At 70.3% G+C, this 19,496-nt stretch carries 14 protein-coding genes and 1 riboswitch; of the genes, 8 read left to right on the top strand and 6 right to left on the bottom strand.

The genetic code is table 11. The features are described 5' to 3' along the window. Positions 1-104: 104 nt before the first annotated feature. Positions 105-962 carry a cobalt-precorrin-6A reductase gene (locus VGB75_00305; GenBank protein HEY0165455.1) on the top strand — a complete coding sequence of 286 codons (858 nt, stop codon included), beginning with the start codon at positions 105-107 and terminating at the stop codon, positions 960-962. Between the two features lie 48 nt (positions 963-1,010). Here the strand turns inward: VGB75_00305 and VGB75_00300 are convergent, their stop codons facing one another. The 4 genes from VGB75_00300 to VGB75_00285 all read right to left on the bottom strand — a co-directional run bounded on the left by VGB75_00300 (position 1,011) and on the right by VGB75_00285 (position 5,997). Beyond that, positions 1,011-2,582: a precorrin-2 C(20)-methyltransferase gene (locus VGB75_00300; GenBank protein ID HEY0165454.1), complete on the bottom strand. Its 1,572-nt coding sequence runs from the start codon at positions 2,580-2,582 to the stop codon at positions 1,011-1,013. Further along, positions 2,579-3,214 (bottom strand): precorrin-8X methylmutase, encoded by a 636-nt coding sequence (locus VGB75_00295; protein ID HEY0165453.1) that lies wholly within the window; start codon positions 3,212-3,214, stop codon positions 2,579-2,581. The genes VGB75_00300 and VGB75_00295 overlap by 4 nt, the downstream gene beginning before the upstream one ends. Further along, positions 3,211-4,518, bottom strand: a complete 1,308-nt coding sequence (cobG, locus tag VGB75_00290) for a precorrin-3B synthase (protein ID HEY0165452.1) — start codon at positions 4,516-4,518, stop codon at positions 3,211-3,213. The genes VGB75_00295 and cobG overlap by 4 nt, the downstream gene beginning before the upstream one ends. Before the next feature lie 66 nt (positions 4,519-4,584). Continuing rightward, positions 4,585-5,997 carry a DUF222 domain-containing protein gene (locus tag VGB75_00285; GenBank protein HEY0165451.1) on the bottom strand — a complete coding sequence of 471 codons (1,413 nt, stop codon included), beginning with the start codon at positions 5,995-5,997 and terminating at the stop codon, positions 4,585-4,587. A 310-nt stretch (positions 5,998-6,307) separates the two neighbouring features. Here VGB75_00285 and VGB75_00280 point away from each other — a divergent pair, with 310 nt between their 5' ends. Together VGB75_00280 and cobN are read left to right on the top strand one after the other, a co-directional pair. Next, positions 6,308-7,651, top strand: coding sequence for an ATP-grasp domain-containing protein (locus tag VGB75_00280; GenBank protein ID HEY0165450.1), 1,344 nt, complete (start codon positions 6,308-6,310; stop codon positions 7,649-7,651). Positions 7,652-7,707: 56 nt separating this feature from the next. Further along, positions 7,708-7,778, top strand: a riboswitch (cobalamin riboswitch). 52 nt (positions 7,779-7,830) lie between these two features. Beyond that, positions 7,831-11,463: a cobaltochelatase subunit CobN gene (gene cobN / locus VGB75_00275; GenBank protein HEY0165449.1), complete on the top strand. Its 3,633-nt coding sequence runs from the start codon at positions 7,831-7,833 to the stop codon at positions 11,461-11,463. A gap of 50 nt (positions 11,464-11,513) precedes the next feature. Here the strand turns inward: cobN and VGB75_00270 are convergent, their stop codons facing one another. Further along, on the bottom strand, positions 11,514-12,869 hold the full coding sequence (locus VGB75_00270; protein ID HEY0165448.1) for a hypothetical protein: 1,356 nt from the start codon (positions 12,867-12,869) through the stop codon (positions 11,514-11,516). A 34-nt stretch (positions 12,870-12,903) separates the two neighbouring features. Here VGB75_00270 and VGB75_00265 point away from each other — a divergent pair, with 34 nt between their 5' ends. After that, the gene (locus VGB75_00265) at positions 12,904-13,968 is read left to right on the top strand and encodes a PfkB family carbohydrate kinase (protein HEY0165447.1); all 1,065 of its coding nucleotides are present in this window, start codon (positions 12,904-12,906) and stop codon (positions 13,966-13,968) included. 62 nt (positions 13,969-14,030) lie between these two features. Here the strand turns inward: VGB75_00265 and VGB75_00260 are convergent, their stop codons facing one another. Further along, positions 14,031-14,756 carry a response regulator transcription factor gene (locus VGB75_00260; GenBank protein ID HEY0165446.1) on the bottom strand — a complete coding sequence of 242 codons (726 nt, stop codon included), beginning with the start codon at positions 14,754-14,756 and terminating at the stop codon, positions 14,031-14,033. 278 nt (positions 14,757-15,034) lie between these two features. Here VGB75_00260 and VGB75_00255 point away from each other — a divergent pair, with 278 nt between their 5' ends. The 4 genes from VGB75_00255 (at position 15,035) to VGB75_00240 (ending at position 19,493) form a co-directional block, all read left to right on the top strand. Further along, positions 15,035-16,207 carry a P-loop NTPase gene (locus VGB75_00255; GenBank protein ID HEY0165445.1) on the top strand — a complete coding sequence of 391 codons (1,173 nt, stop codon included), beginning with the start codon at positions 15,035-15,037 and terminating at the stop codon, positions 16,205-16,207. Then, complete coding sequence (locus tag VGB75_00250) at positions 16,188-16,532, top strand: prepilin-type N-terminal cleavage/methylation domain-containing protein (GenBank protein ID HEY0165444.1); 345 nt, start codon at positions 16,188-16,190, stop codon at positions 16,530-16,532. The genes VGB75_00255 and VGB75_00250 overlap by 20 nt, the downstream gene beginning before the upstream one ends. A gap of 85 nt (positions 16,533-16,617) precedes the next feature. Then, the gene (locus tag VGB75_00245) at positions 16,618-17,712 is read left to right on the top strand and encodes a type IV pilus twitching motility protein PilT (GenBank protein ID HEY0165443.1); all 1,095 of its coding nucleotides are present in this window, start codon (positions 16,618-16,620) and stop codon (positions 17,710-17,712) included. Then, positions 17,709-19,493 carry a GspE/PulE family protein gene (locus tag VGB75_00240; protein ID HEY0165442.1) on the top strand — a complete coding sequence of 595 codons (1,785 nt, stop codon included), beginning with the start codon at positions 17,709-17,711 and terminating at the stop codon, positions 19,491-19,493. The genes VGB75_00245 and VGB75_00240 overlap by 4 nt, the downstream gene beginning before the upstream one ends. The last annotated feature ends 3 nt before the right edge of the window (positions 19,494-19,496 follow it).

Genomic DNA, 19,496 nt, shown 5'->3' with positions numbered 1-19,496 from the left:
CGAAGCCGGTAGCCGAGCTGGTGCGGCGCGGGACAAGGTGATCCTGGGAGCACACGGAGATCAGCGGAGCACACGGAGATCAGCGGAGCAGGAGGAGGCCAAAGGTGACGCGGGTGCTGATCCTGGGCGGAACCGCCGAAGCAAGGGCGCTGGCCAGCGCCCTTGCAGGCCTGCCCGGGGTGCGACCGATCTCGTCGCTGGCCGGCCGGGTGGCCGATCCGGCGCTGCCAGCCGGTGAGGTGCGGATCGGCGGCTTCGGCGGGGCGGCCGGGCTGACCGGCTGGCTGGCGGCCGAGTCGATCGCGGCCGTGGTCGATGCCACCCATCCGTTCGCCGCGACCATCAGTTGGTCCGCGGCCCAGGCAGCGGCTGCGGTCGGGGTACCGATCCTGGCGCTACGCCGGCCTGGCTGGATCCAGCGTCCGGGTGATGACTGGCGCCGGCAACCTTCTCCGGAGGCCGCGGCCCGAGCGCTGGAGGGCTTAATTTCAGAGGGCTCGGCGTCGGAGGGCTCGGTGTCAGAGGGCTCGGTGTCAGAGGGCTCGGTGTCAAAGGGCTCGGTGTCAGAGGGGCTGGCGCGGGAAGGCCGAGCCGAGCGGGTGTTCCTGACCACCGGCCGGACCGGGTTGGCGCCGTTCGCCTGCCTTGAGCGGCACTGGTTCCTGATCCGCAGCATCGACGCTCCCCAGCCGCCGCTGCCGCCCAGGCGTCAGCTGTTGCTCGCGCGCGGGCCGTTCAGCGTGGCAGAGGAGATCGCGCTGATGCGGAAACACCGGATTCAGGTGTTGGTGACCAAGGACAGCGGTGGCCCGCTCACCGAGGCGAAGCTGGTGGCGGCGCGTGAACTCGGGTTGCCGGTGCTGCTGATCCAGCGACCGCCGTTGCCCGACGTCCCCACGGTGCAGACGGTCCAAGCCGCCTGCGACTGGATCGCCGGCCTTACGGCGGGACCGACTGGCTGAGGTGGTCGGCCCGCCAGCGTCAGCCCGGCGGGTGGTCACTTCGGCGGATCAGTCCAGCGGGGCAGCGCCTGCGCCGGGGTAGCGACGGGGCGTGTAGACGGTCGGCTGGCCATCCGGCCGGTAGCGCAGCCGGGTCTGGGAGGAGCCGATGATGAGCAGGCAGCGCATGTCGATCTGCTCCGGATCGAGCTCTGCCAGCCGCAGCACCCGGACCGTCTCCTCCGGTCCGCCCACGTCTCGTCCGATCACCACCGGGGTGTCGGGGGACCGGTGTTCCAGCAGCAGGTTGCGGGCCTTCTCGACCTGCCAGGTGCGCGACTTCGACGCCGGGTTGTAGATCGCCAGCACCAGGTCGGCCCGGGCCACTGCCGCCAGCCGCTCGGCGATCACTTCCCAGGGCTTGAGCCGGTCTGACAGCGAGAGCACGCAGAAGTCGTGCCCGAGCGGCGCTCCGACCCGGCTGGCCACAGCCTGCGCCGCGGTCAGGCCGGGGCAGACCCGGACCTCGACGTCGCGCCACTGCTCGTCGCCGGCCATCTCCAGCACGGCACTGGCCATCGCGAACACGCCGGGGTCACCGGAGGACACCACGACCACCCGGGCGCCGTGCTTGGCCAGGTCCAGGGCGAAGGCGGCCCGCTCGGATTCCACCTGATTGTCCGAGGCGTGCCGGCGTTGGCGCGGGTTGACCGGCACCCGGTTCAGGTAGGTGGTGTAACCCACCAGCTCATCGGCTGCGGCCAGTTCAGCCTGCACCTCGGGGGTAAGCCAATCCCGGCCGGCCGGCCCGAGGCCGACCACGACGACCTCGCCCCGCCGCTCCGCGCGTGCGGGGTCGGGCTGGGGGGCTGGGATGGCATTGCCGCCCCTGCTGGGCAGCAGCGCCAGTGAGAAGTACGGAACGCCGGCGGGATCGACGTCGGCCAGCGGCAGGATGCGCTGCTGGCCGGTGCTGGCGCGCTCGACGTACCAGGCCTCGTCCAGCCGGCCGGCCGCAGCGAAGGCTTGCTGGACCTTGTCGAAGGTGCGCCCGAGCTTCATCACCACGGCCGGGTCGGCGCCGCCCAGCCGTTCGGCGAGCACCTCGGCGGGCAACGTGCCGGGCAGCACGGTCAGGATCTCCTCGTGCTCGACCAGCGGTCGCCCCAGTGCGGCGGAGGCGCCGCTGACGGAGGTGACGCCGGGCACCACCTCGCACGGGTAGCGGTGCGCCAGCCGCTTGTGCAGGTGCATGTAGGAGCCATAGAACATCGGATCGCCCTCTGCGATCACGACTACGTCACGGCCGGCGTCCAGGTGAGCGGCCAGTCGTTCGGTCGCGGCGGTGTAGAAGTCCTCCATCGCGCCTGCATAGCCACCGGCGTGCTCGGTGGTCTCGGTGGTGACCGGATAGATCAGCGGCTCTTCGATCTGGCCGGGTCGCAGGTAGGGCTCGGCCACCGACCGGGCGATACTGCGCCCGTGCCGAGCGCTGTGGAAGGCGATGACGTCGGCGGCGCCGATCAATCTGGCGGCTTTGACGGTGACCAGCTCCGGATCGCCGGGTCCCAGGCCTACGCCGGTGAGCCGGCCGGTGGCTGGACTGGTCGGCTGGTCGGTGGTTGCGGGCAGCTGGCTCACTCTTCCTCGCTGGCGATGGCGTTGATCGCGGCGGCGGTGACGGCAGAACCGCCGCGCCGGCCGCGGACGATGAGGTACTCGGTGGCGCCGGTGCGGACGCTGAACTCAGCCAGTGCCTGCTTGGACTCGGCGGCGCCGATGAAGCCGACCGGTATGCCGATCACGGCTGCCGGACGTCCGGCGCCGGCCTCGATCATCTCCAGCAGCCGGAACAGGGCGGTCGGGGCGTTGCCGATCGCGACCACCGAGCCGGCCAATCTCGGCCGCCACAGCTCCAGGGCAGCCGCACTGCGGGTGTTGCCGAGTTCGGCGGCGAGTCGGGGCACCTGTGGATCGCTCAAGGTGCACAGCACCTCGTTGCCGGCCGGCAGCCGTCGGCGGGTGATCCCGGAGGCGACCATCTGGGCGTCGCACAGGATCGGGGCGCCGGCCAGCAGCGCGTTCCGAGCCGCGGCGACCACGCCGGGCGAGTAGTCCAGGTCGTGGACCAGGTCGGTCATGCCACAGGCGTGGATCATGCGAACCGCGACCCTGGCCAGGTCGGTGGGCAGCTGAGCCAGGTTCGTCTCAGCGCGGATAGTCGCGAAGGACTGCCGGTAGATCTCGGCGCCGTCAGTGAGGTAGTCGCTCACCGGGAGCCTGCCAGCGCCGGGTCAGCGGTCAGCGCGGACTCAGCGAGTAGGGCCGCCGTCAGCTCGGCCGGCGCAGAGCCGACCTCTACTGCCCGTTCGCCGGTGCTCAGCCGGTAACCGGCGCCGGTCGCCACCAGGTCAGTGACGGCGCCGGCGGGCCGGCCGCATCGGCGGGCGCAGCCGGACCAGTGCACACCGGCGGACAGGGGCACGCCAGCGGCTCGGTGCGTCGCGAGGGCGTCGGCCCGGACGTCGGCCAGTGCTGAGGCGCAGCCCGGCCGGCCGGTGCAGGCGGTGACATCGCGTAGCGCGTCGGTCCCGTCGGTGATCATGCCCAGCCGGGCGCAGTCGGCAAGCAACTCGGCGGCCTCAGCGGTGTCCAGGTCTGGCACCACGATGCTGCGCCACGGCGTCAGGATCAACTGCGGCCGCAGAAAGGCCCGGGCCTGATCGGCGCTCAGACTGCCCAGGGGGATGCCGATGACCAGGGCGCTGGCGCCGTCGCGCTGCCGGATCACCCGCCCTGGCGCCGGCGCGGTCGAGTGCCCGGCTGCTGGGGGGTGCCCGGCTGCTGGGGCGTGACCGGCTGCTCGCGCGGTCGTGTGACCAGCCCGGTCGACGATCCCGAGCCGGGCTGCGACCCGGGCCGGGCCATGGATGAGTTCGGCCAACCGCCATGCGGCGCTGCCTTGAGCCTGGCGTTCGGCCAGGAATGCCTCCGCGGCCGCGAGCATCAACTCGACCGCCGCGCTGCTGGGGCGCTGCGCCGCGACCGGCCGGCCGGCCAACAGCAGCTGCATCGAGTGCGGCGAGGTGGCGGTGACGGCGATGTCGGGCTCGGCGGCCAGGACGTCGGCCCGGCCGTCGTCCAGGGCGAACAGGAACCGGCCGGACAGCTCACTCAGCGCCGGGCGGGCGCACAGCGCGCGGTCGAACTCCGCGATCAGCGGGCGGACGTCCAGCAGGCCGCCGTCCCGGCCGGTCAACGGTGAGGCGAGCAGGTTGCGCACCCGCTCGTGGGTCAGCGACGGCAACAGGCCCGCGTCCTGCAGGCGAGCGGCCAGCGCAGCCTCGTCGCCGGTTCCCAGCCCGCGCAGTTGCAGGTTGCCGCGTGAGGTGAGCTCCAGCTGGCCATTGCCCAGTCGCTCGGCGGCAGCGATCAAGGCCTGCCACTGCGGGCCGGTCAGGACTCCACCCGGGACACGCACCCGCGCGAGACCTCCGTCAGCTGCCTGATGGACCCGCAGGGCGCCAGGACAGGAGTCCTGTGAGCTGGCACGGCGAACGGCGGGCGGTGATGGCACGTTCGAGATCGTACGGCCCGGCGGATGAGGCTTCACCTGATGACCCGGCGGGGCGGGTGACATGCCTCAGCCGGCTCGGCGACGCGCGTCGTCGTCAACCGAGTCAGCTCTGGGTGACGCTGGTGAGCTAGCGGGTGTGGTTGACGCTGGTGAGCTAGCGGACGGATGCCAGCGCTGCGGCGGATAACCGGTGTACTCATGACCGGTGTCGTCGGTCCACTGGTAACCGCCGTCGGGTAACCGGCGGTACTGCCAGCCGGTGCCGATCTTGCAGAGGTTATGCCGCTTGCAGGCCAGCGCGCCGCCACACCGGCAGGTCTCACCACCTTCGGAGAAGGCGACGATGTGCTCGAATTCGCAGCGATAACCGGGTTGGCCACAGGTCGGAAAGCAACACACGCCGTCTCGGGCCAGCACAAAGTCGCGCAGACGTCGCACCGGCCGGTAGCTGTCTCGACCGATGTCGAGCAACGCGCCGGTGTCCGGGTCGGTGAGCAGTCGGCGCCAGGTGCCCGATTGGTCCGCGGCGTACCGGCGCGCAGTCTCGGCAGTGATCGGCCCGTAACCGGAAAGATCAGCCGGCTCGTCATCCAGGCTCAGCAGGGTGTCGGCGGCCACCACGATCTGGATGCTCGGCCGGCGTCCCTGCAGTTCGGGAAGCGCGTCGTGCGGCAGGCCGCACAGCACGGCGTCGACCAGCAGGTCCGCACGTTTCTGATCCATCGTCCGCGGATCGGCGGCGGGCAGCAGGGTCGCTGCGGCGGTCAACCGGGTGAAGATCAGCTGCCCTTGCGGCGCGTCCAGCAGGACGGGCAGCAGCACCATGCCGTCCTCACACGGTTGAAAGCCCACCTTGCGACTGGTGAGGGCGTGCTGATGGCGTTCTTCAGCGCCTGCCGGATCAAGCCGGGCCGCCGCTCGCCGGGCGGCCTGCCGCAATTGGCCGACGGTTTGATCAGCCGCTCGGGCCAGCGCGAGGGCCTCGAACTCGGCGACCAGCTGGGGTGCCAGCGACCACACCTGCTCACAGATCACCTCGGTGTGCCGGTAGGAGATCTTGCCGGCACTCAGCAGAGCCAGGGCGCCGGGCAGCTCCCGAACGAGCAGGCTGGCCGTCTTGAGCTTGGCCTGCGCGGTTCGGGGCGGAACTCCCAAGGCCAGTGAGACGGCCTCTTGTGAGAGGTTGAGCTCGCTGGCGTCAGCGGCTTCGATCTCGGCGAGCACTTGCTGCTGCACGGAGTCCAGCCAGTGCTTCTGCTGTTCCAGCAGGGTGAGCAGGTCGATTCGGGCGCCAGCAGACAGCCGGCGCGGGTCGAACCTGGCGATCTCACCGGTGGGTCGTGCGGCTGGCGCCAGCTCCAGTAGCTGAATCAGCCGCTCGGTGGCCGACGCCGGCTCGGCGGACACCGGACGCTCGCCCCAGCCGGTGTCGCCAAGCTCGGCCGTCGGAGCGGACGCGGCGAGAGCGGTGGTGGGCATGTCGCTCAATTTAATCGGCTTCGTGCCGTAGAAGACGGGATTTCCACTTTGTGGATATCGACAATCCCCTGTGGACAACCGGCTCACGGTCGAAGCCGACGCTGCCTGGGGATGACTCCTCGGGCTGCCTGCTCGCCGCGCAATTACCTCCGGACTTGCCCCGCCGACAGGGTCGATCCGGTTAACCTGCGGTGGTCAGGACATCGACCCGACCGCGCGAGTCCAGACCTCCCAGCCGTACCCGGACCGACCCGTGACCCAAGACCGACCCGTGACCCAAGACCGACCCGAACCGAAGGGAATGAAGACGATGTCCGAGCACGTGTTGATCTTCGGCAACGGGTACTACATCCCCGATCGGCTGCGGACTTGGGCGAGGGACTCCGGTCAGGTCGTCAGTTCCAGCGTGATCTGCGATCCAGAGCAGATGGTGAAGATCGACGAGCCGGAGAAGCTCGCTCGGATCGTCGTGCTGCCCGCCGGGGCCTCCGTCGATGAGTGGGTCGCCTTTGCCAGGTTGGTCCACCAGCTCCAACCGGTGACCCGGATCGGCAGCTTCAGCGACCAGGGTCAGGTCGCTGCCGCAGCGGTCGGGCAAGCCCTCGGCCTGCCCGCCCACTCGACCGAGACGGTCCGGCTGGTCCACGACAAGTACGCCATGCGGCAACGGCTGGCCGAGGCCGGTGTCGAGTCCACTCCCTCGGCCACCGTCTGCGACGAGGCCGAGTTGCGGGACTTCGCCGCCGCGCACGGCTACCCGTGTGTGGTGAAACCGGCCAGCGGCATGGCCAGCGCGGGGGTGTCGATAATCTCCGAACCGGCCGAGGCGGCGTCCGCCTTCGCCCGCGCCCAGGGAATCACCCGCGCGCAGGGAACGGCGCCCGTCCTGATGACCACTCCGAACCAGGCCACCGACAGCCCGACCCAAGCCACCGCCCAAGCCACCGACAGGCCGATCCGGGTGATAGTCGAGAAGTTCCTGCCCGGCGTCCAGTACAGCGTGGAGTGCTTCTCCGAGCAGGGCGAGCACCAGGTCGTGACCATCACCCGCAAGTACTCCGACCCGGTCAGCCTGGTGGAGCTCGGGCACGTGATGCCCGCCCCGCTGGACCCCGAGGACGTGGAGGCGATCGGCGCGCACGTGTGCCGAGCACTCGACGCGCTCGGCGTCGAGTTCGGCCCGACCCACACCGAGATCGTCCTCACCCAGTCCGGCCCGCGACTCATCGAGACTCACCTGCGCTTCGGCGGCGACTCCATCTGGGATCTGGTCACCGACGCCACCGGTGTCGACCTGGTCAAGAACCAGTGGCGCCAGATGATGGGCGAGAAGGTGCTCCCAAGCATCCGCTCGACACTGCAGGACCCCGACCGCGCTCCCAGGTGCGAGGCCATCTGGTTCGCCGTCGCCCCGCCGTCCGGTGTCCTGGTGGAGATAGCCGGAGTCGACGGACCGCATCCTGACGGTGTCACCGTCAAGTGGCCGCTTCCGCCCGGAACCGAGCTCAACGGCCTGCAGAGCTCGCACTCGCGGCTGGCTCAGGCCCGCGCTCACGCCGGCACCGCAGCCGAGGCGCTGGCCTTGGCGCAGCAGGCCATCGAGCGGCTGGAGGTCATCATCCGGGTTCCCAGCACCGTGCCCGAAGTGATGTGACGTGCCGGCCGGTGAGATCCGGCCAGCTACAGTTAGCCCGCCTAGCGGCCACGCTGGAGGAAGCCGGTGCAATCCCGGCGCGGTCCCGCCACTGTGACTCCGAGTCTTTCGGAGGAGCCAGACACTCCAACCGGCCGCTTACCTACACGCCAGGGGCGCGGACCCCGGGGAGGAACACTGTGATCCTGCTGCTCTCGACCTCGGACACCGATCTGCTCAGCGCCCGAGCCAGCGGCGCCGACTACCGGCTGGCCAATCCGGCTCGAACCGAGGCCGAGGACCTGCCCGACCTGCTCGTCGGCGTGGAGCTGGCCGTGGTGCGCATCCTGGGCGGTTACCGGATGTGGGAGGCCGGCATCGACGCGCTGCTGGCCAGCGGCCGACCCGTGGTCGTGCTCGGCGGCGAGCAGCAGCCGGACGCGGAGCTGATGAAGCTGTCGACCGTGCCCTACGGCGTGTCTGCCGAGGCTCACGCTTACCTGGCAGAGGGCGGCCCGGGCAATCTGGGCCAGCTGCACCGATTCCTGTCCGACACCGTCCTGCTGACCGGGCACGGCTTCGAGCCGCCGGCCAGCACCCCACTGTGGGGGGTGCTAGAGCGGCAGTCCCGCGCGACCGAAGGGCCGACAGTCGCCGTTCTGTACTACCGCGCCCATCACGTCGCCGGCAACACCGCGTTCGTGCACGCGCTGTGCGAGGCCATCGAGGGCAAGGGCGGCCGAGCGTTGCCGGTCTTCTGCGCCTCGCTGCGGGCGGCCGAGCCAGAGCTGCTGAGCACGCTGGGCGCCGCCGACGCGCTGGTGGTGACGGTGCTGGCCGCCGGCGGGACCAAGCCGGCTGCCGCCTCGGCCGGCGGCGATGACGAAGCCTGGGACGTCGGCGCCCTGGCGGCACTCGACGTTCCCATCCTGCAGGGGCTGTGCCTGACCAGCTCGCGGGAGAGCTGGCTGGCCAACGGCGACGGGTTGTCTCCGCTGGACGCCGCCACCCAGGTCGCGATCCCCGAGTTCGACGGCCGGTTGATCACGGTGCCGTTCTCGTTCAAAGAGGTCGACGCTGACGGGTTGACGGTCTACGTCGCTGACCCCGAGCGGGCCGACCGGGTCGCCGGCATCGCGGTCCGGCATGCCCGGCTGCGCCACATCCCGCCGGCCCAGCGCAAGATCGCGGTGATGCTTTCGGCCTATCCCACCAAGCATTCCCGGATCGGGAACGCGGTCGGGCTGGACACCCCGGCCAGCGTCGTCCGGCTGCTGACCGCGATGCGCGAGCAGGGCTATGACATCGGCCCGGTCGACGGCCCGGACGCCCTGCCCGGTGTGAGCGCGCTCGACGGCGACGCGCTGATCCACGCGCTGATCGCGGCCGGCGGCCAGGATCAGGACTGGTTGACCGCCGAGCAGCTGGCGGGCAACCCGGTGCGGATCACCGCCGCGGACTACCGGCGCTGGTATGACACCCTGCCGGCCGATCTGCGCGAGGGCATCGAGCAGCACTGGGGCGCCGCGCCCGGCACGCTGTTCGTCGACTTCAGCCAGGACTCCCAAGGCGAGATCGTGCTGGCCGGCTTGCGGGCCGGCAACGTGGTGGTGATGGTGCAGCCGCCACGGGGCTTCGGCGAGAACCCGGTGGCGATCTATCACGACCCGGACCTGCCGCCGAGCCACCACTACTTCGCCGCCTACCGGTGGCTGGCCGAGGACTTCGGCGCGCACGCCGTGGTGCATGTGGGCAAGCACGGCAACCTGGAATGGCTGCCGGGCAAGGGGGCCGGCATGTCCGCCTCCTGCGCCACCGACGCCGCGCTCGGTGAGCTGCCGTTGATCTACCCGTTCCTGGTGAACGACCCGGGGGAGGGCACCCAGGCCAAGCGCCGCGCGCACGCCACCCTGGTCGATCACCTGATCCCGCCGATGGCGCGAGCCGAGAGTTACGGCGACATCACCCGGCTGGAGCAGCTGCTGGACGAGCACGCCAGCATCGCCGCGATGGACCCGGCGAAGCTGCCGGCCATCCGGGCCCAGATCTGGACGTTGATCCAGGCCGCCAAGCTCGACCACGACCTTGGCCTGGCCGACCGTCCGCATGATGCGGAGTTCGACGAGTTCATCCTGCACATCGACGGCTGGCTCTGCGAGATCAAGGACGTCCAGATCCGCGACGGCCTGCACATCCTCGGTCAGGCGCCGCAGGGCGAGGCCCGGGTCAACCTGGTGCTGGCGATGCTGCGGGCCAAGCAGGTCTGGGGCGGTCAGGCGGCGGCGCTGCCGGGACTGCGTGAGGCGTTGGGGTTGTCCGAGCAGGGTGACGAGGCCCGGACCGACGTCGATGAGGCCGAGGACCTGGCGCACCGGCTGGTCGCGGCGATGGAGGCCCGGGACTGGCGCGTCGACGCGGCCGGCGCGGTGGCCGGCGAGATTCTCGGCGCCGGTGACGGCCGGGTCGCGCTGGTCAGCGAGGTGCTGGCCTTCGCCGCGTCCGAGGTGGTGCCCCGGCTCGCTCGCACCACCGATGAGCTGACCAATGTGCTGCACGCCCTGGACGGTGGCTACGTGCCGGCCGGCCCGAGCGGTTCACCCTTGCGAGGGTTGATCAATGTGCTGCCGACCGGTCGCAACTTCTACTCCGTGGACCCGAAGGCGATCCCGAGCCGGTTGGCGTGGGAGACCGGCCAGGCGATGGCCGACTCGCTGCTGGCCCGCTACCGCGCCGACACCGGCGACTGGCCGCGCTCGGTCGGCCTGTCGGCCTGGGGGACCTCGGCGATGCGCACTGCCGGTGACGACGTGGCCGAGATCCTGGCGCTGCTCGGGGTGCGACCGGTCTGGGACGAGGCGTCGCGGCGGGTCTCGGGCCTGGAGTTGATCAGCCTGGCCGAGCTAGACCGGCCTCGGATCGACGTCACCGTCCGGATCTCCGGCTTCTTCCGCGACGCCTTCCCGCACGTGGTGGCGATGCTCGACGACGCGGTGCGACTGGTCGCCGATCAGGACGAGCCGCTCGAGCAGAACTTCATCCGGGCGCACGCCCAGGCGGACCTGGCTGCCCACGGTGATCAGCGGCGGGCCACCCTGCGGGTGTTCGGCTCCAAGCCCGGCGCCTACGGCGCGGGCCTGTTGCCTTTGCTGGACAGCCGAAACTGGCGTGACGACGCCGACCTGGCCGAGGTCTACGCGGCCTGGGGCGGTTATGCCTACGGCCGCGGGGTGGAGGGCATCCAAGCCCGCCCCGACATGGAGAACGCCTACCGCCGGATCAGCATCGCTGCGAAGAACGTCGACAGCCGCGAGCACGACATCGCCGACTCCGATGACTACTTCCAGTATCACGGGGGCATGGTGGCCACTGTGCGGGCCCTGACCGGCACCGCGCCCGCCGCCTACATCGGTGACAGCACCAACCCGGACGCGGTCCGCACCCGGACGCTGTCGGAGGAGACGGCGCGGATCTTCCGGGCCCGGGTGGTCAACCCGCGCTGGCTGGATGCGATGCAGCGACACGGCTACAAGGGCGCCTTCGAGCTGGCCGCCACCGTGGACTACCTGTTCGGCTATGACGCCACTGCGGGGGTGGTGGCCGACTGGATGTATGAGAAGCTCGCCCAGACCTACGTGCTCGACCCTCAGTTGCAGAAGTTCTTCGCCGAGTCGAACCCGTGGGCGTTGCACGGGATCGCCGAGCGGTTGCTGGAGGCCGCCCAGCGCAAGATGTGGGAGCACCCCGACCCCGACACCCTCGCGGCGCTGCAGCAGGCATTCCTCGACACCGAGGGCGACCTGGAAGGCGGGACCGGCTCGTCCTCTGACTCCTAGCGCGGCGCCCGTCGCGGATCACGAGCCGGCGCATGCCCGCTGCATGACCGTCACTTCGCGCTGCGGTCAGGGATTGAGCGCAGCAGCCGGGCCAGCGCCGGGTCGGCTCGCAGCAGATCCTCCAGCAGCCGCTGGGCGATCCGGGTCGAGTTCACCAGCGGCGACAGGGCAAACGCGCGCAGCGCCGCCTGATAGGAGCCGGTGCGCACCGCCTCGATGGCGGCGCGCTCGGCGGCTCGCACCGCGGCGATCAGGCCCAGCTGGTGCAGCTCCAGCCCGGCCATCGGCAGCGGCCGGGCGCCGGTCGAATCGACCTGGCAGGGCGCTTCGATCACCAGCTCTGCCGGTAGCTCGGGCAGCGTGGCGCCATTGGCCACGTTCACGATCAGCCGGGCTGCCGGCCCGCCGGACAGGGCCTGCATCAGATCCAGCGCCACCTCCTCATAGCCGCCGCCGGCCAGGTCCTGCTCGTCGCGAGGCTGCTCGGCAGCGCGCGCTTCGGCGAGGTAGCTCTGCTCCCGGCGGCGTCTGGTCGCCTCCCACAGCGCGGGCGCCTCAGCCGGCCGGGCCGCCGCGGCGGCATAGAAGTCCTGCTGCTCCCGCAGCAGGAACTCGCCCCTGGTCGAGCCCTGGGCCAGCGCCGCGAGCACCTCGGCGGTGTTGTAGTAGTAGTGCAGGTACTCGTTGGGAACCGCGCCCAGCGCCCGCAGCAGCGGCGCGCCGAACAACCGGCCCTCCTCGAAGGACTCGATGCGGGCGTCGGAGCCGAGCAGGTCCGGCAGCAGGTCGACGCCGTCCCGGCGCAGCGAGCGCAACCAGCCCAGGTGGTTGACGCCGGCGTAGTCAGGCGCCACCCGACCGGTGCGAAGCTCGGCCTCGGGCACTCCCAGCGCCCGGCAGACCCGTCGGACCAACCCCACCGGCGAGTCGCAGATCCCGATCACCCGGTTGCCCAGCACCGCCTGGCTGGCCTCGGTGATCATGCCGGCCGGATTGGTGAAGTTGATCAGCCAAGCCGTCGGCGCGAGGTCAGCGACCGCGCGAGCCAGCTCCAGCGCGACCGGCAGGGTCCGCAGCCCATAGGCCAGGCCGCCGGCGCCCACCGTCTCCTGGCCCAGCACACCGGCCGACAGCGCCCGGCGCTCATCGGCCACCCGACCGGCCGCTCCGCCGACCCGGATCGCCGAGAACACGAAGTCGGCGCCGCGGACGGCCTCGGTCAGATCGGTCTCCAGCCTGATCCGGATCGCCGGGTCCGGTGGCAGGACGTGTCCGATCGCGGCCAGCCGGGCAGCCTCGACATCGCAGAGCACCAGTTCGGTGATCGCAAGCTCAGGACGGCGGCGCAGCGCCCGGTACACCAGCGGGACCCGAAAGCCGCCACCTCCCACCAGCACCAGTCGCATGTGAGAAGACCCTAGAGGTGGCACTCTCATACAGGTGAGCGAGGTAAATGTGACCGAGCCGGATTTCGACGTGATCATGCAGGGCACCGTGTTCTTCGACGTGGTGCTGACCGGACTGCCCGCGCTGCCTACCCAGGGCACCGAGCTGCTCGCCGAGGGCATGGGCTCCTGCCCCGGCGGAGTCGCCAACCTGGCAGTGGCGGCGAGCCGGCTGGGGCTGCGCACGGGCCTGGCCGCGGTGTTCGGCGACGACGTCTACGGCGACTTCCTGTGGCGGACGCTGGCCGAGCAGGAGGGCGTGGACCTGTCCCGGTCCAAGCGGCTGGCCCACTGGCACTCTCCGGTGACGGTGTCCTTGGCGGTGCAGCGCGACCGCGCGATGGTCACCCACAGCCACCCGTCGCCGATCTCGGCCAGCACCTTGCTGGCCGACCCGCCGTCGGCGGCCGCCGGTGTGGTGCACCTGGGCCAGGAGCCGGAGGCATGGGTGAGCACCGCCCACAAGCGGGGCATGCTGCTGTTCGGCGACGTCGGTTGGGATCCGAGCCAGCAGTGGTCAGCTGACGTGCTGCAGCAGCTGGCTGAACTGCATGCGTTCCTGCCCAACAGCACCGAGGCGATGGCCTACACCCGCACCGACGACCCGCGCGCGGCGCTCCTCCAGCTGGCCGACTCGGTACCGGTGGTGGTGGTGACCTGCGGGGGCCAGGGCTCGATCGCGATCGACTCGCTCACCGGCGAGGAGGAGTGGGTGCCCTCGCTCCCGGTCAACGCGGTCGACGCCACCGGCGCCGGCGACGTCTTCGCGGCGGCGTTCGTGCTGGCGACGTTGCGGAACTGGCCGTTGCGTCACCGGCTGGCGTTCGGCAACCTGTGCGCGGCGCTGTCGGTGCAGCAGATGGGCGGCTCGTTGGCCGCTCCCGGCTGGGGCGACATCGCCGACTGGCTGCACGCCGTCCAGAGCCAGGCCGCGAGGGGCTCGCGGGCTGCCGGCGTCCTGCTCCACAGCTATGAGTTCCTGGCCGACTGCCTTCCGGCCGGCCGGGCGCCGACGGTGCGCCGGGCCAGTGCGACCATCGCTCGCACGTCGGACGCCTGAGACCGCGTGGCCGGGACGGCGAACCCCGCCTGACGGCGAACCCCGCCTGACGGCGAACTGTCTCAGACGCCGGACCGCGCCGGAGCCGGGGCGCTTTCGACGAGTCCCAACCTGACCGCGGTCAGCAGCGCCTGCGCCTTGCTGTTGGCCCCGAGCTTGTCGTAGAGACGGGCGACATAGGTCTTGGCGGTCGAGACGCTGATGTGCAGCCGGCCGGCAAGGTCGGGCACCGAGAGCCCGGCCAGCAGCAGGTTGAGCACCTGGCGTTCCCGCTCGCTGAGCACGGGCAACGCAGGAGCGAGCTGGCGTCGTCGCAGGGCGGCGGCCAACCCTCGGGAGCTGAAGCAGGACGCGGCGACCGCGGCGTGCCTGATGGCGCCGAGGATCTCCGGTGATGACGCCGTCTTGGACACGAACGCGGAGGCGCCGGTCTCCAGTGCGCGAAACAGCACGTCGTCCTCGCCGCGAGCGGTGAAGATCACGATGCCCAGGCCTTCAAATCGATCGCGCAGTTCAGCGGCCAGTTCAAGGCCGGGGCGATCGGGCAGCGACAGCCCGATCGTGACCACGTCCGGCCGCAACGCGCTGATCAGGCCGATCGCCTCGGCCGCGGTTCCGGCCTCGCCGACAGTGCGCATATCAGACTGCCCGTTCACCATCAGGGTCAAGCCGAGCCGGGTGACCGGATGGCTGTCGACGACGATCAACCCTGTTGCGGTCGTGCTCTCTGAGAGGCGGCGGGCGCGTGGAACATCACCGGTCGTGTCGACCACCGTGCTGATGTCCATGGACCCCCGCTAAGACCGTACTTTGACTTAACTTCGCGATCTCTCATCAAAGCACACTCCAGCCTTATAGAGTGCCTAAAGATTTGCTCAAGAAGCCCCGCATGACCGATATGCGTTGTCACTAATCACCTAGCGCGACACGGTAAGTACTCTTCGCACCTGGCTGTCACCCGATCAGGGGACCTAAGGCCTGACCGATCACCCGCTGCCCACTCTCGACGGAATACGTCACGCTCCTTTCACACCATGGATTGGCGGAAGCCAGGGAGCAGGGTGACGTGACGATCGTCTGCGAGCCGGACCTGAAGGCGGCACTGGTGCTGGCCACCAGCATCGGCGGCGACGTGCGGATCGTGTCGGCGCCAGGCATGGCCTTGGCGCTGCTGGTCAACATGACCGGCCGGCACCCGGTGGTGATCGGCGCCACGGTCGGCCTCGATGAGGCGCTGAGGTTCACCGCGCGGGTCACCGAGGAGCACCCGGCAGCGCTGGTGATCCTGATCCGCCAGCGGTTGGACGACGCCGAGGTCGCGCGAGCGATCGCGGCCGGCGCGCACGCGGTGCTTGATAGTGCCGTACACGATGAGATCGCGCACGCTTGTTCAGCGGCGACGGCGCCTCGGACCGGTGGCCAGATCTTCGCAGTGCTCGCCGCCAAGGGCGGCTGCGGCAAGACCACGCTGGCCACCAATCTCGCGGTTGCCTTACAGGGCGCCGGCGAGCGCCGGGTGTGCTTGCTGGACCTCGACCTGGAGTACGGCGACATCGCCTCGGCGCTGGATCTGGACACCAGCCGCACGCTGAGCCATCTCATCGGCAAGCGCGATGTCGGCGGGCTGCTGGACACCGGCGACCTGATCACCGCGTCCGCGGAGTCGGGCCTGGACTGCATCCTCGCGCCGGTGACGCCCGGTGACGCCAGGCGGATCAGACCGGCGAAGATCGGCTTGCTGCTGCGGGCACTGACCCGCCGGTACGACGTCATCGTCATCGACCTGCCGGCGCGGTTCTCACCGGCGGTGCTGGTCGCGCTGGATCATGCCCAACACCAGGTGGTGGTGGCCACCCCTGAGCGCCCGGTGTTGAAGCATCTGCGGATCACGCTGGACATCCTGGATCTGCTGGGTTACCGGAGAACGGCCAGGGCGGTGCTGTTCAACCGCTCGGATCCGCGAGTCGCGATCACCGAGGGGGAGGGGGCGGCGGTCGTGCGGGGGCCGGTCGCCGCCCACGTCCCGACCAGCGTCGACGTCGCGGCATCGATCAATTCCGGCGTGCCGCTGATGGTCACCCACCCCCGACATGCCGTCAGCGTGGCGATTCAGCGGTTCGCCGACAGCTACGCGCCAGTCCTGCCCATGTCAGCCCGAGCCCGGGCAGCACAAGACCGCGACAGCCGGCTTGGCTGCTCGCCTCACCAAGGGGGAAGCAATGCTGGAACAACTGCGTAAGGCACGCCAGGAGGAAAGCGGATTCACGCTCATCGAGCTCCTGGTCGTGATCGTCATCCTGGGCGTGCTGGCCGGAATAGTGGTCTTCGCCGTCGGCGGTATCACCGACCGAGGCAACGCCTCGGCGTGCAAGTCCGACGCCAAGAACGTCGAGGTCGCCTCGGAGGCCTACTTCGCCAAGAACAGCGCCTACGCAGCCGACATGCCGGCGCTGGTGACGGCCAACCTGCTGCGCGAGGTGCCCTCCACCACCAACGGCTACACGATCACCTACACCCAGGCCGGTGGCAAGGTCACCGCTTCCGGCGCCTGCACAGTCGCCTGATCCTGGCTGTTCGGCAGGGCCGTCCTCCGGGGCGGCCCTGCTCGGCCACCTACTCAGCAGGTTCTTTCGCGAAAGGCACGCTTTCATGCTTGGTCATCACATCGGCAGTCGCGTCGACGGGCTGCTCGCCGCGCTCTGGCAGGCCGGGGGCACCGACCTGTTGTTGACGGCCGGGCTGCCCCCGCAAGTGCGGGTGCGGGGCGAGCTGCGCCCGGCGCCAGGTGAGCCCACGCTCACCGGAGCCGACACCGAGGCGCTGCTGGCCGAGGTGCTCAGCCCTGACCAGTTCAGCGCCTTCGCCACCCAGCACGAGTACGACTTCTCCTTCAGCTGGCGTGAGGAAGCGAGGATCCGTGGCAACGCCTTCACCCAGCGGGACCAGACAACGCTGGCGTTGCGGATCATCCCGCGCCAGATTCCGACCATGCGGCAGCTGGGACTGCCGCCGGTGATCGGCCAGTTCACCCAGCAGCATCAAGGCCTGGTGCTGGTCACCGGACCCACCGGATCGGGCAAGTCCACCACCCTCGCCGCGATGATCGACCAGATCAACACCCAGCGCGCCTGTCACATCCTCACCGTTGAAGACCCGATCGAGTACGTGCACGAGCACAAGCGCTCGGCAGTCAGCCAGCGCGAGGTCGGTTCGGACACCGCGTCATTTCCGGACGCCCTGCGGGCAGCCCTACGTGAGGACCCGGACGTGCTGCTGGTCGGTGAGATGCGTGACCTGGAGTCGATCCGGTTCGCGCTCACCATCGCCGAGACCGGCCACCTGGTGTTCGCCACCCTGCACACCAACGACACAGCGCAGGCGCTGTCGCGGATCGTCGACGTCTTTCCGGCCGAGCAGCAGGCGCAGGTGCGCGTGCAACTGGCCGCCGCGCTGACCGGCATCGTCTACCAGCGGCTGATACCCCGAACCGGAGGAGGCATGATCGCCGCCTATGAGGTGCTGGTCGCCACCTCGCCGGTGCGGGGGCTGATCAAGGAAGGCAAGACCCACCAGCTGCGCAACACCCTGCTCACCGGTCAGCGCGATGGCATGGTGACCTTCGAGCAGTCACTGTCGGCGCTGGTGCAGCAGAACCTGATCAGCTATGAGGACGCCCTGGCCCGCAGCCTCTATCCCAAGGACATCATCACCGTGCCGCGGCCTCGAGTGGGTGTGACGGCATGAAGCTTCGTGGCCGCCACCAGTCTGACGAGGTCGCGCCGGAGCCGGCGTCCTCGCCGCCGGTGAGCCAGACGCCTGCGGACTTCGAGGTCCACGAGGGCGGCCGGCGGCTGGGCGAGCTGATCGTCGACGCCCGGCTGGCGACCCAGGCCCAGGTGGTGGCGGCGCTGGAAGAGGCGCAGCAGGGCGCTGCCAAGCGGCTGGGCCGGCTGCTGCTCGATCGCGGGGTCATCACCGAGCGCGACCTGACCCGGATGATCGCCGAGCAGAGCTCGGTGCCGTCCGTCGACCTGCGCAGCGTCACGCCCGATCCTGAGGTGGCGGGTTTGATCACCGCCGAGAGCGCCCGGGCGCTGTCGGCGCTGCCGCTGTCGATCGACGACGGCATCGTGCTGGTGGCGGTCGCTGATCCCAGCGAGACCACCATCGTCAGCCTGCGCGCGCTGCTGGGACGCGACGTCGAGGTCACGGTCGCCGGCCAGTCCGATCTGCTGCGGGCCATCGACAACACCTACCGGGCGATCACCGGGGTGAGCTCGCAGGTCAAGCTGTTCGAGGCCCGCGACGGCCTGCGTCGCGACACCGTCCGGATGGACACCGCCACCGGCGGCGACGAGGCGCCGGTCGTGCGAGTGGTGCAGATGATGATCGCCCAGGGGGTGCGGGACCGGGCCTCCGACATCCACATCGAGCCACAGGACGAGCGGGTCCGGGTGCGTTACCGCATCGACGGCGCGCTGCACGACGTGCTGGACCTGCCGGGCTCGATGGGCCCGGCGATGGTCAGCCGGATCAAGATCCTGGCCGGGATGAACATCGTCGAGCGCCGGCGCGCCCAGGACGGCCAGATCAGCACCGAGATCGAGGGCCGCGCGGTGGACATCCGGGTCGCCACGACAGCGGTGGTGGGCGGTGAGAAGGTCGTGCTGCGGTTGCTGGACAAGAGCCGGCCGCTGTTCAAGCTGGAGCAACTGGGCATGCCGGCCGCCATGGCGCAGCGCTACGCCAAGACCTTGCGCGCGCCCTACGGCATGGTGATCTGCGCCGGGCCCACCGGCAGCGGCAAGACCACCACGCTCTACGGGTCGCTGGCCGAGATCAACAGCCCCGACCGCAACATCATGACCATCGAGGACCCGGTGGAGTACACCTTCTCCTCCATCAACCAGATCCAGATCAACGAGCAGGCCGGGATCACCTTCGCCGGCGGGCTGCGCTCGATCCTGCGCCAGGACCCTGACGTGATCCTGGTGGGCGAGGTGCGTGACGTCGAGACAGCCCGGATCGCGGTCCAGTCGGCGCTGACCGGCCACTTCGTGCTGTCCTCGCTGCACGCCACCGACTCGGTCTCGGCGCTGCACCGGCTGATCGACATGGGCATCGAGACCTTCCTGATCGCCTCCTCGGTCACCGCGGTGCTGTCCCAGCGGCTGGTGCGCCGGATCTGCCCGCACTGCCGCGAGCCCTACCAGCCGACGCCTGAGGAGTTGGCGTTCCTGCGCGCCATTGACGGTGACGCCCCGGACAACGGCTTTCTGCATGGCGCCGGCTGCAACTTCTGCGCCCACACCGGCTACCTGGAGCGGACCGGGGTCTATGAGATGTTGACGCTGTCCGACGGCATCCGCGAGCAGGTGCTCGACCGTGCCTCGCACGACGACCTGCGCAAGCTCGCGCGGGCCGAGGGGATGAGCACCCTGCTGGAGGAGGCCGTCGCCCTGGTGCGCGACGGCGCCACCAACCTCGCCGAGATCATGCGATCCGTGTACGTGATGGGGGTCTGAGGA

This window comes from Jatrophihabitans sp. (assembly GCA_036399055.1).
GTDB lineage: Bacteria > Actinomycetota > Actinomycetes > Mycobacteriales > Jatrophihabitantaceae > Jatrophihabitans_A.
Note: the sequence above shows the minus strand (reverse complement) of the source record. Positions and strands in the feature narration are given on the sequence as shown.